The 12,989-nt window shown below is 68.0% G+C and carries 12 protein-coding genes and 2 pseudogenes; 8 read left to right on the top strand and 6 right to left on the bottom strand.

Features of this window, described 5'->3' with window-relative positions; translation table 11 throughout:
* Positions 1 to 10 precede the first annotated feature (10 nt).
* The 3 genes and pseudogenes from AB5J49_RS46690 to AB5J49_RS46680 form a co-directional block, all read right to left on the bottom strand.
* Complete coding sequence (locus tag AB5J49_RS46690; protein ID WP_369174934.1) at positions 11 to 793, bottom strand: family 1 glycosylhydrolase; 783 nt, start codon at positions 791 to 793, stop codon at positions 11 to 13.
* A gap of 179 nt (positions 794 to 972) precedes the next feature.
* Positions 973 to 1,077 (bottom strand): annotated as a pseudogene (locus AB5J49_RS46685) (family 1 glycosylhydrolase); the annotation flags it as partial.
* Positions 1,078 to 1,207: 130 nt separating this feature from the next.
* A pseudogene (locus AB5J49_RS46680) lies at positions 1,208 to 1,480 on the bottom strand (zinc-binding dehydrogenase); the annotation flags it as partial.
* Positions 1,481 to 1,871: 391 nt separating this feature from the next.
* Between AB5J49_RS46680 and AB5J49_RS46675 the strand changes: the two are divergent.
* The 8 genes from AB5J49_RS46675 to AB5J49_RS46640 all read left to right on the top strand — a co-directional run bounded on the left by AB5J49_RS46675 (position 1,872) and on the right by AB5J49_RS46640 (position 8,994).
* Complete coding sequence (locus AB5J49_RS46675) at positions 1,872 to 2,231, top strand: transposase family protein (protein WP_369175485.1); 360 nt, start codon at positions 1,872 to 1,874, stop codon at positions 2,229 to 2,231.
* Positions 2,232 to 2,301: 70 nt separating this feature from the next.
* Positions 2,302 to 3,261, top strand: a complete 960-nt coding sequence (locus tag AB5J49_RS46670; RefSeq protein ID WP_369174933.1) for an ISAs1 family transposase — start codon at positions 2,302 to 2,304, stop codon at positions 3,259 to 3,261.
* 107 nt (positions 3,262 to 3,368) lie between these two features.
* Positions 3,369 to 3,647: a hypothetical protein gene (locus tag AB5J49_RS46665; protein WP_369174932.1), complete on the top strand. Its 279-nt coding sequence runs from the start codon at positions 3,369 to 3,371 to the stop codon at positions 3,645 to 3,647.
* 378 nt (positions 3,648 to 4,025) lie between these two features.
* The gene (locus AB5J49_RS46660) at positions 4,026 to 5,312 is read left to right on the top strand and encodes an SDR family NAD(P)-dependent oxidoreductase (protein ID WP_369174931.1); all 1,287 of its coding nucleotides are present in this window, start codon (positions 4,026 to 4,028) and stop codon (positions 5,310 to 5,312) included.
* The gene (locus AB5J49_RS46655) at positions 5,309 to 6,706 is read left to right on the top strand and encodes a hypothetical protein (RefSeq protein ID WP_369174930.1); all 1,398 of its coding nucleotides are present in this window, start codon (positions 5,309 to 5,311) and stop codon (positions 6,704 to 6,706) included. Before AB5J49_RS46660 ends, AB5J49_RS46655 begins: the two co-directional genes overlap by 4 nt.
* 183 nt (positions 6,707 to 6,889) lie before the next feature.
* Positions 6,890 to 7,321: a helix-turn-helix domain-containing protein gene (locus AB5J49_RS46650; protein WP_369174929.1), complete on the top strand. Its 432-nt coding sequence runs from the start codon at positions 6,890 to 6,892 to the stop codon at positions 7,319 to 7,321.
* Complete coding sequence (locus tag AB5J49_RS46645; protein ID WP_369174928.1) at positions 7,318 to 7,662, top strand: hypothetical protein; 345 nt, start codon at positions 7,318 to 7,320, stop codon at positions 7,660 to 7,662. The genes AB5J49_RS46650 and AB5J49_RS46645 overlap by 4 nt, the downstream gene beginning before the upstream one ends.
* A gap of 75 nt (positions 7,663 to 7,737) precedes the next feature.
* Positions 7,738 to 8,994: an MFS transporter gene (locus AB5J49_RS46640; RefSeq protein ID WP_369174927.1), complete on the top strand. Its 1,257-nt coding sequence runs from the start codon at positions 7,738 to 7,740 to the stop codon at positions 8,992 to 8,994.
* A 42-nt stretch (positions 8,995 to 9,036) separates the two neighbouring features.
* Here AB5J49_RS46640 and AB5J49_RS46635 read toward each other — a convergent pair whose 3' ends face one another.
* Genes AB5J49_RS46635 through AB5J49_RS46625 form a run of 3 tightly spaced genes read right to left on the bottom strand, consistent with a single transcriptional unit; the run spans position 9,037 to position 12,751 of the window.
* Positions 9,037 to 9,912 carry an LLM class flavin-dependent oxidoreductase gene (locus tag AB5J49_RS46635; RefSeq protein ID WP_369174926.1) on the bottom strand — a complete coding sequence of 292 codons (876 nt, stop codon included), beginning with the start codon at positions 9,910 to 9,912 and terminating at the stop codon, positions 9,037 to 9,039.
* Positions 9,909 to 11,303: a flavin monoamine oxidase family protein gene (locus AB5J49_RS46630; protein ID WP_369174925.1), complete on the bottom strand. Its 1,395-nt coding sequence runs from the start codon at positions 11,301 to 11,303 to the stop codon at positions 9,909 to 9,911. Before AB5J49_RS46630 ends, AB5J49_RS46635 begins: the two co-directional genes overlap by 4 nt.
* The gene (locus AB5J49_RS46625) at positions 11,300 to 12,751 is read right to left on the bottom strand and encodes an SRPBCC family protein (protein WP_369174924.1); all 1,452 of its coding nucleotides are present in this window, start codon (positions 12,749 to 12,751) and stop codon (positions 11,300 to 11,302) included. The genes AB5J49_RS46630 and AB5J49_RS46625 overlap by 4 nt, the downstream gene beginning before the upstream one ends.
* Between the last annotated feature and the right edge of the window lie 238 nt (positions 12,752 to 12,989).

Below are 12,989 nucleotides of genomic sequence, written 5' to 3'. Positions count from 1 at the left end.
GGTCGTCGTCCTAGTCGACGTACACGAGGCCGAAGCGCTTCGCGTAGCCGTAGGCCCATTCGAACTTGTCCAGGAGGGACCAGCAGAAGTAGCCCTGGACGTCGATGCCTTCGGCCAGGGCGTCCTGGACCGCCCCGAGGTGGCTGTCGATGTAGGCGATGCGCTCGGGGTCGGGCACCGTGCCCGTCGCGTCGGGTACGTCGCGGTAGGCGGCGCCGTTCTCGGTGCTGTAGACCGGGGGCAGGCCGGGGTAGTCCTTGCGCAGCCGGCGGAGCAGCTGGGTGAGTACGGTCGCGTCGACCGGCCAGCCCATCGCGGTGCGCGGGAGGTCCGCGGGGGCCGCGGACACCATGTCGATGTCGGCCGCCGTGCGAAATCGCGGGTCCGGATCGGCGATGTGCGCGAACTTGGCGTAGGTGGGGCAGTAGACGTTCATGCCGAGGAAATCCAGCGGCGGCCGGATGAGGGCGGGGTCCTCCGGCTCGCGGAAGCCGAAGTCGGTGATGTCCGACCACACTTCCTGTTCCAGCGACGGCCAGGTGCCGCCCAGGACCGGGTCGGTGAACACCCGGTTGTGCAGCAGGTCGAGGCGTTCGGCGGCGGCCCGGTCGGCCGGGTCCACCGAGGCGGGCCGGGCCTCGGTCATGTTGAGGGTGATCCCGAACTTCTCCTCGCCGCGCCGCTGCGCCCGCATGGCCTGTACGGCGAGACCGTGGCGGACCATCAGATGGTGGGCGGCGGCCAGCGCGCCGTGCCCCTCCCAGGCGCCGGGGGCGTGCTCGCCCGTCGCCATGCCGAGGAACGCCGAGCAGGTAGGGCTCGTTGAGGGTCCACCACCAGGTGACCCGGTCGCTCAGCGCCTCGTGCACCAGCGCGGCGTACTCGGCGAACCGCTCGGCGGTGTCCCGGTGCGCCACCCGCCGCGGTCCTCCAGGTACTGGGGAGCTTCCAGTGGTAGAGCGTGAGCCACGGTTCGATGCCCGCGTCGAGGAGTTCGTCGATCAGCCGGCGGTAGAAGTCCAGCCCCTTCTGGTTGGCCGGGCTGTGGCCTTCCGGCTGGATCCTGGGCCAGGCCACCGAGAACCGGTAGCTGCGTGTCGATCTGCCGCGCGTCGATGACCTCCACCTCGGCCCGCATGCCGTGTTCCGCACACAACCGGAGCATGCCCCGGGTCTCGGCGAGCCCGCCGATCATCGAACCGGCGATCGCCGTGTTGCCGCCGATGAGCGAGAACGGCTCACATCTGATCGGGATCCCCGGTGCGCCGATGTTCACCATGACGCCCCCGGGGCGGAGCATCGCGAGGTGGTCGTCCATGGCGAGCGGGGCCGACACCGTGTTGAGGATCAGGTCGAAGCGGCCGCGGGCGCCGCCGAGGCCGTCCGGTCCGTCGGCCGCCAGGACGTGCGCGGCCCCCAGCCGCCGGGCGTCCGCGTGTTTGCGCGTGCTCCTACTGACGGCGGTGACCTCGGCGCCCATCGCCGCCGCCATCCGTACCGCGAGGTGCCCGAGCCCGCCCACTGCCGGCGACGGCGACGCTCTTGTCCTAGACCGGGCCCCATCGGCGCAGCGGTGCGTACACCGTGATCCCGGCGCACAACAGCGGGACGGCACTGGCGAGTTCGATGCCGTCCGGAAGCCGGTGCGCGAACGCCTCCCGGACGCTTGAGGCGATTGATCCCGCACTCGACTGCGTGGCGCTCCTTGTGATCTGCGGCGTCGAACTTCGGCGGCCGACCACCACGGGAACCGCGTTTCCTGCGGTTGGCGATCTGTTCACGCTTCTCCGGGACCGTGCAGCGGATACCGCGCTTGCGCAGGTACACGGCCCCGGCGTAGTTCTCCCTTGAGTGGTTCTGCCCGTTTTGAAGTGGCTGGTTGCAAGACAAGCACGACTTCTGATGACCTTTCAGGTCTCTACGCCAAAAGTATCGTCACAGGAGTCGCGCTCGTGCCCGTATCTTCGCGAATCCCCCCAGCCGTTGGCCAGCTCGCGGACCCCGCCCTATGGGAGGCTGAGCTCGCCACCGACCCGGCAGTAGTAAAGTCCGAGCTGGTCAGCGGGTTGCGCCAGGTCCCTGACCGGCGCGCGAAGCATGGCCGACGCCACGCCCTCGTGGTGATCCTGACACTGACCGCGTGCGCGACGCTGGTGATCGGCGGCGACTCGATCGCCGCGATCTGGCAATGGGCGGCCCGTGCCCCGCCCGTGCCCCGCAGGCGAGGCTAACCCGTATCGGCGCCCGGTACGACCCGCTGACCGGCCGCTACCTCGTACGAGCGAGCGCACCTTCCGGCGCGTGCTCGCCCAACTGGACGCCGACGCCCTGGATGCCGTGACCTGCGAATACACCACAGACCTTGCGCGCGGCACCATCCCTGCGCCCGAGATCCCCGCCACCCCGGGGCCGGTGGAGCGCGAACAGCGCCGCGCCGCGAGGCGCTCGTCCGAGCACCCGGTGCCGGACGGGCTGCTGTCCGCCGCACCCCTGGACGGCAAGGCGCCGGCCGGCACCCGCACGGAGAGCGGGCGGGTCTTCTTGGTCGGCGCGATCGACCACACCACCGGCGCGGTCCTGGGCCAGACCCAGGTCCCCGACAAGCACGGCGAGGGCGAGGCCGCCCGGACCCTGCTCATCCAACTCAACCTGCCCGGACGGGTGTTCACTTTGCACGCGCTGCACACCACGAAGAAGACCGCCCGCCTGATCACCGGCCCTCTCAACCGCCACTACCTCCTGATCCTCAAGGGCAACCAGCCCCTCGCGCACGCCGCCGCCCAGATGCTGCTGACCGCCACGGGCACCGACTTCACCGAGACCACCGCGATCGACGACGACCGCGGGCACGGCCGCACCGAACGCCGCACCCTGCGCACCACACCCGCCGACCACACCCTGTTCCCCGGCGCATCCCAGGTCTTCCGCCTCCGCCGTGACACCGGAAACCTCGACGGCGAATGGACCAGCAAGGAGATCGTCTTCGGCGTCACCAGCCTGCCGCCCGACCTCGCCGGCCCCGCCCACCTCAACCATTACGAAAGGTTCCACTGGACCATGGAGAACAAGATCCACTGGGTGCGAGACGTCACCTTCCGAGAAGACAGCTCCCAGGTCAGGACAGGCACAGCACCGCGAGCCCTGGCCAGCTTCCGCAACCTGGCGATCAGCACCATCCGCCTCGCCGGACGCGCCAACATCGCCCACGCCCGCCGCGAACTCCTGCGCCACGAGGACGCCTTCGCCGTCCACGGCATCTGACCAACCGGCACGGAACCGGACATCACACAACTGCGCCGGGGCCGTGCTGATCAGCCGACACCCTCACAGGATCCGCACCCGTTATCGACCAGCACAGGCGTTGGGCGGTGAAGTCGCGGCCCAAAACACTCGGCCGCCCGCGCCGGCATCCCGCGATCACCCGGCTCGTGCTGCGGATGGCCCGCGACAAATCGACCGTGCGCGGCGCCGTACGGGCGCCGCGGATGAACGCGGTCATGGAGCGGTGGATCGGAGGGTGCCGCCGCGAACTGCTCGAGCGCACGCTGATCTGGAACCTGCCGCACCTGGGCGGGGTCCTGCGCGAGTATGAGCCATCACAACATCCACCGGTTGCACATGGCGCTGGCTGGCGCGGCGCCCGATAAGTCGCTGCCCGCTGAAGTCGTGGATCTCGACGCCTTCCGCGCCCAAATGCACGAGCGTGCCGGTGGCGTCGTACGCGATTATCGCCGAGCGGCCTGACCTGGAGGGACGGCATTATCGGCAAGCACAGGGTGGCACCGGGACGACGGCGAAGGGATGGCGGGCGGCGATGCGGTCGTTGACGGCGGTGTTGAAGATCGAACAGCTCCGTTGCCAACCATGAAGCGTTCACAGCGCCCTGTCAAGGCAAGAACCTGGGAGGGCTCCGTGCCGGTCTGTCGAATTTCCCCTTGACAGGCCGATTGCCGTGTTGGCTAAAGTTCTCGAGTGATCCGATGATTAGCCTTGGTGTCCAGCCCCGCTTCCCGGAAGGGGAAGCCTTGCGAACCGCCCTGGCGACCGGCGCGGAGCGCGGTCTCGGATTGGAGACCGCACGGGCGTTGCTGCGTCTCGGCTTCGCCGTCGAATTAGTCGAATTAGGGGTATTCGATGTGGTGGAAGGCGAGCGGGCACTCGATGAACTCGCCGAATTCGAATATGTCGGCGCGGTTCCGCTGGATGTGCGCGACGACCGGAGTATCGAAGAGGTATTCGACAAGATCGCCGAGCGCCATGCGGCGCTGGACGTCCTGGTGAACAATGCCGGGATCAGCAATACGGCCTCGGCGGCCGAGGTCACCCGCGGCCAGCTGGAGCGGATCTTCCAGGTGAACGCGCGTTCGGCCCGGCGTTGGTCACCAAGGCGGCGCTACCGCTGCTGCGGCGGTCGGGCAGCGCGCATCGTGAACGTCTCCAGCGGCGGCGGTTCGCTTGCTCGGGCCTCGGCGTTCGCCGGATCCGGCCTGCCCGCGCTGCCGATCCGGGCGTACGCGGCGTCCAAGACCACGCTCAACATAATCACGGTGCAGAAGGACCTGATTGCTGCGTGCGGATCCGGGATGCCAGCACATCAAGGTGAACGCGGTCTCCCCGGGCACCTCGGCCACGCACATGAGCGGCTTCCAGGGGCAGTCGCCGGCCGAGGGCGCGCGCGTCATCGTGCGACTGGCCAATTGGGACGACGGGCCGTCCGGAGGCTTCTTCGAGCTCGACGGTCCGGTGCAGTCGTGAGCGGCCGGGTACCCGGCTACCTGCCCACGGCCGAGTCTCTCGCCGAGCACACCGCCCCGGCGTGGTGGCGCAAGGCCAAGTTCGGGATCATGGTCACCTGGGGGCCGTACTCCATGCCCGCCTTCGCCCGCCCGGCGCACTCCTTCTATGGCTTCGCCGAGTGGTACTGGTTTTATCAGCAGGTGGCGCCGGAGGAGTTGCGGCGCGTGATCCAGGGGTTCGTCGCCGAATCTGGGCACCCGCACCTGGAGCACCACCGCCGGGAGTTCGGCGAGGACGTCACCTACGACGATCTGATCGACCGGTGGCGGGCCGAGGCGGGATCCCGAGGCGTGGATCGAGCGACTGGTTCAACCCGGCCCGCCGCGCGGGCCGGGCGGCCAGAGCGGACGAGCCCCTGTTCGACTTCGCCTTCAACCGCCGAAGCGACCCGAGGCCGCCGGGGCGGGCTGCTTCTGTCCGCAGTTGCTGGATGTGCGCGACACCGAGCACCCGCGCCTGCTGGCCGAGCTTCGGTGAGGGTGCCGTGTATCGAGGAACGAGAGGTACGTGAGTGAGCCAGAGGTCTGCTGTCACGCGACGTGAGCTCGTCTTCCAGGCGGAGCATGGCGGCAAGTTCGCCGCGACCTGGGGCCAGCGGCATATCAGGGCCGAGATTCAGCGGTTCGGCCCGGTGGACGACTGGAACCTACGGTTCCGTTTCCTTCTATCGGCCGGCGCGGACGGTCCGGTGACGGTGCAGCACGCGCTCGACTTCATGCGCACCCTGATCGAACGGCACGTCGCGTTGCGCACCCGGTTCCGGCTCGACGCGTCCGGCGGTGTCGTGGAGCAGATCGTCGACGCGGGCGGGCGGATCGGTGTGGACATCGTCGCCGAGGACGATCCGGAGCGGTGCGAGCAGGCGTTATCGGCGCACCTGCACGCCTCGGCGTCCCGGCGCTTCGACCTCGAATTGGACTTGCCGGTCCGGTTCATCCTCGGCGTGTGCGGCGCGAGCGCGCACGTGTTCGGGATCGTCGTGTCGCACCTGAGCCTGGACGGGGCCGGCATCCTGGCGCTGACTGAGGACCTGCGGCGGATCGTGTCCGGGCACACGCCGGCGCCCGTCGCGTTCGATCCGATCGCCGCAGCGGCCGAGGAGAGCCGCACGCACGCACGCGCCCGCAGCGAGCGGGCGCGGGAACTGATGCGCCCGGCCATCCTGGCCGCGGCGGACAATCCGCTGCGCACCCCGCGCCACGCGCCGGCGGTCCCTATGGTCCGGGGCGCGCATCTGAGCACGGACTCCTACCAGTCGGCGCACGATTACCTGGAGAACAGGCTCGGCCTGTTCACCTCGGGCGCGATCACGATGGTCGCCGCGGCCACGGCCCTGCACCGGGTGCTGGACGCGCCGCGCGCGGTGTTCAAGATCGAGTGCGGGAACCGGTGGACATCCGCGACCCAAGCCTATGTGGGCCACCGCTCCCAGCCGATCTACATCGCGGTGGCGGGCGACGCCGCGGATGCCGTGGCCGAGATCCGCGGCGTGGACCGGGCGATCCTCGCCGCCGCGCGCCGTTCCCCGTACGACCCGGACGTCATGCAGGCGCTGATCGAGCAGGTAGGCGCCGACTCCTGGATCAGCTTCAACGACATGCGCTCGCTCGCCGGCAAACCCGGCCCGCGCACCGCGCGCCCCGAACTCGCCGACGCGTTCCTGCACCACGATGAGGACGCGCGCCCGACGCCCCTCGAACACCACGATTCACGCGCCGTCGGCGCCGGCCCGCTTCGGGTCCAGGCGATGATCCACCTGGGGCACGACCAGGACCGGCTCTACCTCTCGCTCGAAGCGGACGACGAATACCTCGACACCGAGGAGATATCAGCGCTGCTGCGCGAGATCGAGCGCACGGTGATCGGTCTTGCGCGCGCCGAGCACGCAAAGGTCGAAGCGCTTCCATAGAGCTGATGGGTTCGTCAACGCGAATCAGGTTCATGATTGGCGGCCTTTCAGCTGCCTGTTTATGTCGCTAGTGTCTTGTGATTCTGTTTGTGGAACCTTGGGCGCCTGTGACCGTTGAGTCTGGTATGGATCTCTCCTCTGAACAGATGGCTGAGCTGCGGGAGTTGGCGGGGTTCACGGGATGTGCCGGCTGTCGTGGCGCTTCGCGCACGGATCGTGCTGTGGTCGGCCGAGGGGCGGCGGCGAAAGGACATCGCCGAGCTCGCCGGTATGGCACCGCTGACGGTGGACCGCTGCAAGTCCCGCTATACCGAGCGGGGTGTTGCCGGGCTTCCGCAACCCCGCCAACCAACGCCTACGCACCCGCTGCGTCACCACTCGCCGAGCCCACGGACACCTCCGCACCGCTCAACTTTGAAGACCCGTATATTGTCATTCGCCACCGTGGCAGAATTTTCCCGATGCCATTGCCTTGCTGCGGCGGCTTCCTCGGTGCTAGCTTCGGCTAGTAGTCGTCGAAGCGCTTCGAAAAGCGCAGAGTTTGCCGACATAAGCCTGCCTCTGCGGCTGTGTGCCTCATTCGTGATTGTTCCCCCAAGGCGCGGAGATCCATGAAAGCGACTGAATCCCACATTAAAGGCGAAGTTCGCCGGGTGATTGCCGAGTTGCGCCCCGACCCCTCGATAAATCCACCAGAACCCCGAACCAGGCTCTCCGTCCTCGGATACACGCCGAAGAGAAAAGCGGAATTATGCTCGGCTCTGGAGGAATTTTTCGAGGTACACCTGGATCGAGGTGTCCTCGACCGCGAGGATGCAGTTGTGGCCGATATCGAGCGGCTGGTACTCGACTCGCTTTCCATGGAAGGTGCCCCCGCACGCAGGCAAAACGTCACCGCTGATCGATCCAAGGATCCCGACCCTCGAGCACATATGCGTGCGGACGGCATGGGCTGATGGGTAGCACCGGAGTCTCCTTCCCGGTCCCTGGTCTGTGTCCACTTTCTATCCATGCATCCCCGGGGGAGCTTCTTGACCAGCCCATATCGTGCGATCTTCCAGGCGCCCGGTTCCAAGGGATTCTTCATCGCCGGGGTAGTGGGCAGAATGCCGCTGTCCATGCTCGGTATCGGCATTGTGACCATGATGTCGCAAGTCAACGGCCGCTATGACATTGCCGGCGGACTGGCCGCCGCTCTGGCGCTTTCCGGCGCGCTGCTGTCGCCCTACACGTCCCGGCTCGTAGACCGACACGGCCAGCGGCGCGTCCTCGGCCCGGCCGTCGCTGTCACGGTGATCGCGGTCATCGCATTTCTGGTCCTCGTGGAAGTGGACGCGCCCGACTGGACGCTTTTCGTCTGTGTAGCGGCGGCAGGGGTGACGCCGAGCCTCGGCAACATGACGCGGGCCCGTTGGTCGGAGCTGTACCGGGACTCCCCGCTCATGCACACGGCCTTCTCCCTGGAGTCCGTCTTCGACGAGGTGGTCTTCATCGTGGGACCGATCCTCTCCATCGGGTTGTGCACCGTCTGGTTCCCCGCGGCCGGGCCGCTGCTCGCGGCCCTCTTCCTCGCCCTGGGCGGGTATCTGCTGGTGGCCCAGCGTGCCACTGAGCCGCCGCCGCACCCACGAGAGGCCCAGGCCGGCCCCACCGCTCTGCGCTCCACCGGGCTGAGGGTCCTGGTCGGCACGTTCACGGCAATCGGTGTGGTCTTCGGAGCGGTGGACGTCGCCACCGTCGCGTTCGCCGAGGAGCAGGGCCACAAAGCTGCGGCCAGTCTGGTCCTGGCGGCGTACGCGTTGGGCTCCTGCCTGGCCGGAATCGTCTTCGGGATGTTCAGGCCCGAGGGTCCCGCTCATCGGCGGTTCCTGGTGGGTGTCGGCTTCATCGCACTGACCACGTTGCTGCCGGCGCTGGCCGGGAACCTCTGGTTCCTGGCCGCGGCGCTATTCGTGTCCAGCATGGCCGTGGCCCCCACGCTGGTGACGGCCATGTCACTTGTCGAACGGTTCGTTCCGCGCGGCCAGCTGACGGAGGGTATGACCTGGACAGGTACCGGTCTCACTCTGGGCGTCTCGGTCGGCGCGTCTGTGGCGGGAGCGGTGATCGACTCGTCCGGAGCCATGACGGCGTTCCTGCTGCCCGCCTCCGCCGCGGTGGCAGCCCTCGGTATCGCGCTGCTCGGACACCGGCGGCTGCGGTCGGCATCGGCATCGGCATCGGCACCAGCGGAGCTCGACGCCCACCCGTCCGCACTGGAAGCCGAGCCGGGCGCCCACCGAACGTGATCGGAATGAGCGGGCACGGACGGATCGGGGTGTGCGCACCAGTCAGCCAGGTGGCCCTTGGGCCGCCCAGCCGTGAGCTTCCCGGGGGTCGCGCGACCAGGGGTCGAACGACTCCAGCCACCAGGTTGCGCCCCGGGCGTGGTAGTCGCGCGCATAGTCACGGGCCGCCGCGGTGTCCGCGGGCGCCATCCGGCCGGGGACGGCGACGGTCCAACCGGGCTCGGTCGGACCGACAGCGGTGAGTACCGCGGTCAGTTCCTCCGGAGTGGGCCCCCGCAGGCCGCCCGCCCGGTCCCGGGCCATGGGTACTATGCCGTCCCACCGGGCCGCTCGGTCCAGAGCGCCACGTCCGCGAGCCGGCCAGGTGGCCGCGGTCCAGACGGGCACGCGGGGCGGTCGCAGCGGAGTCGGAAGAAAGGTGACCCGGTCGAGGCGGAACCGCTCTCCGGCCTGCGAGACCTCTTGTCCGCTCCACAACCGCTGGATCACCGTCAGCGCCTCGTCGACGCGGGCAGCGCGCTCGGCGAGGGACACGTCGTCGCCGAAGGCCGAGAAATCCGTGTCCTGCGCGGCTCCCAGGCCCACGCCCAGAACCAGCCTGCCTTCCGAGAGGTGGTCCAGGGTCACCGTCTCCCGGGCCACCTTCCACGGTTGACGGCTTGCGAGCGGAGTGACGACCGGGCCGCTCAGTATCCGCCGAGTGCCGGCGAGGACGGCGGTCACGACCGTCCAGGTGTCGGCGACCGGTAGTCGCAACCGACGGTCGAGCATCAGGTGATCCCAGAAGAAGACACCGTCCCATCCGGATTCCTCGGCTGCACGGGCCAGATCAACCACGCGCCGTGCGTCCGCGTAGTAACCGGCGTTGGGCAGCAGGAGCCCGAAACGCAGGGGCTCGTCAGGGTCGCGGTCGCTCATCCATGTCCTTGGTCATCGCCGAGAATCGAGCGGGCGGCGGCGCGCCCTGATCTCACCGCTCCTTCTAGATGTCCATAGAACGCCGGACTCCGTTCGGTTCCCGCCCATGCGATCCTGTCGTCGTCGACCGGCGGGCGGCCGAACGCCGCTCCGCCGCTCTTCGCCCACCAGCCGGGTTCCGGCACAGCGGCGTAGCAGCCTTCGACGAACCGCTGGGACCGCCAGTCCTGCTCCATGTACGACAGGGGGAGCGCGACCGGTGCTCCGAACCAGCGGCTCAGACAGCCGAGCACCTCGGCCCGGCGCTTGTCGAGCGGCTGTGCCGCATAGGTCGCCGCACAGGATCCGGTGACGAAGGCGATGAGAACGCCCAGTCCGTCACGGCCCGCGGAGTCATCGATCAGGTATCTGACCAGACCTCGGTCCGCGGTCACCCAGCCCGACAGATCGGCTTCCGTCCAGAACGGACGGTCGTAGACGATATGGAGTTTGACCACGCCGCCACGCGGTCTTGCCCCTGCCGGGCCGCCCCCGCTTCCCCCACCCGGAAGGGCTTCTGCGGGTCCGACGGCGATCCGGGCCGCAGGACCGGGAGGGATGGCGACGACAGCGTGTGCACACTCCACGGCGATGTTTGGCCCGAGCACCATCAGACGGCGTCCGGGCAGGTCCGTTCGGATCTCGGTGACGGGAGTGCGGACCTGGGGTGGCTCGTCCAGGGACGCCGCGAGACGGGAGCACAACAGGTGGGCGCCTCCGACGAAGCGGTCCTGCTGTGCCCCGCCCGTGAAGGCCGTCAAGTAGTGCGCTCCTCCGCCCGACCGGAGATAGAAGAGCAGGTGGAGCATGGACAGTTCGTCGGAGTCGCTGGCCAGCATCTCACCCACGAGCAGATCGACGAACAACCTGGCATCAGGGTGAGTGAGATGGCGGTCGGCCCACTCGGCGACGGTCTGCCGGTCGAGCTCCGCCGCGTCCGGATGAGCCCCCGGTGCTTCGGGATCCACCTCCACGGCGAGATCGTCCAGCAGTTCGAGCAGGTCGCCCACTGCGAGTGCGTTGTACGGCGGAGTCCTGCTGTCCGCACGGGACACTCGCCCTCTCAGGTCGAAGAGGGCGCTCCCTGGGGCCTCGGTGGCCTGCAGGCGGACACCGAGCCGGGCGGCCAGTGCCCGTACCTCGCTGTGGCGGTCGCCCGTGTAGGCACCGCCCGCGTCGAGGAACTGACCCGCGACGACGTGGCTCAGAGTCCGGCCACCGATCCGGTCGTCGGCTTCCAGGACCAGCGGGTTCCTGCCGTGCGCCCGCAGTTCGGCTGCCGCCGTGAGACCGGATAGCCCCGCCCCGACCACCACAAGATCGGTCTGGCGCACCGGCGTCGGAGCCGTCACGACCGTGCTCCCTCGTCCACGTCGGTGGGCACCCTCAGTGGCATGTCGCTCCCGTATGCCTCGGCGAGGAGCCGCAGGAACGCGCGGAGCCCGCTCTCGTCCGGCGCGAGGGGCCCCGGAACGTAGCCCGGTACGGATACTCCGCGCTGAACTGACTCGCACGCGGCCCAGTCCTGGGCGTTGGTGTGGTCCCAAAAGTCCACGGCGTAACTGGTGTCGGTGCCGGCGGAGACCAGTTCGGGTGGGAAGAGCCATTCGCAGGTGACACGGGTCCGGCCAGCGTCGAGCGGCTCCAGGCGGTGGGTTACCAGGTAGTCGTGGTGAGCGGTGACGAAGAGACCGGGCAGGAGCGCGTGATAGCAGACCTGACGGATGCGGTCCTCGTCCAGGGACGGGAAGTCCCAGGCGGCCCCCGACCCGTCCAGCGAGATCGACACCGCCGAGTTGCGAAGATCGAGGAAGCCGCCGAGCCACAACCCGGTCGAGGCGAAGTTCTCGCCGCCTTCGGTCCGTTGCACCCGGCTCAGCTCAGGATGTGTGCTGGGGCAGTGGTAGCACTCGAGGTAGTTCTCAACGATCAGCTTCCAGTTGGCGGCGACGTCGTACTGTCTGACCGCCGTCGTGCGCAGGGAGCCGGTCTCGTAGGGGGCCAGGATCTCGTCGAGGTTGCCGACGGTGTCCTGGAGATCCGGCGCGGTTCCAGAGAGATTGACGAACAGCCAGCCACCCCAGTCGGCGCAGCGCACCGGGATGAGGCCGAGGTCGTCGGCTTCATCGATGTCGAAACGGGGGGCGTTGCGCAGCGCGCCGTCAAGTCGATAGACCCACGCGTGATAGGCGCACCAGATGGTGGACCGCCGGACCTCGCACCCGGGTCGGACCAGCTCATGCCCGCGATGCCGGCAGAAATTGAGAAAGGCACGTGGCCGCCCCGAGGAATCATTCACCAAGAGGACGCCGACCCCACCGACATCTATCGCCCGCTGGCTGCCGGTTTCGGGCAGCAGAGTCGCCCGGCCGACGCAGACCCATCCGTCCCGCCACAGCTTCTGCAGCTCCCAGCCGAAGACCGAGGCACTCGTGTATGACTCACCGGGAAGGCCGTGGTCATCGCCGGACGACATGATGACCGGCCGGACCAATTCACTTCTTTTCATCGAATAGAGAAGCCGTCCTCGTGAGAAATTTTTGAGCAAATTCCATTCAGATTGAATGCAGCATCGCAGTTCCGGCCACTCGCAGCGAGATCCTTCCCGGCCTGCAGGCGATCGCACCACTTGTTTCAGGCCGTCTTGCGTCAGAAGATATGCCCCGATTATCGGCTTTGATCGCGGTAAATAGGCGCGATTCTGGTACTTCGCGACCCGTCGGCCGGCGGTCCACCAGGCGGGACACCCATCGAAGCACCCCAACAACATGCAGCAAAATACCACAATGATCACCGGCACCCGTCATCTCCGGACGAGACTGTGGCCGAAACTTTTCTCTCCGACATTCTGGGCCGCCAAATCCGTCCCGCGAATTCATCCTTGACGCCCCTCTGTAACCATGCGAATGTTACCTGGCCACATTTCAAAGGGTTCGCGCGCACGGCAGAACTTTCGAAAGTTTTCGTCGAATCCGGCAAATGGCAGACACCCGGGGCGGACCGCTGCAATTCGTGAACCCACACCTCGGTTATTGGAG

This window comes from Streptomyces sp. R28, from assembly GCF_041052385.1.
Lineage (GTDB): Bacteria > Actinomycetota > Actinomycetes > Streptomycetales > Streptomycetaceae > Streptomyces.
Note: the sequence above shows the minus strand (reverse complement) of the source record. Positions and strands in the feature narration are given on the sequence as shown.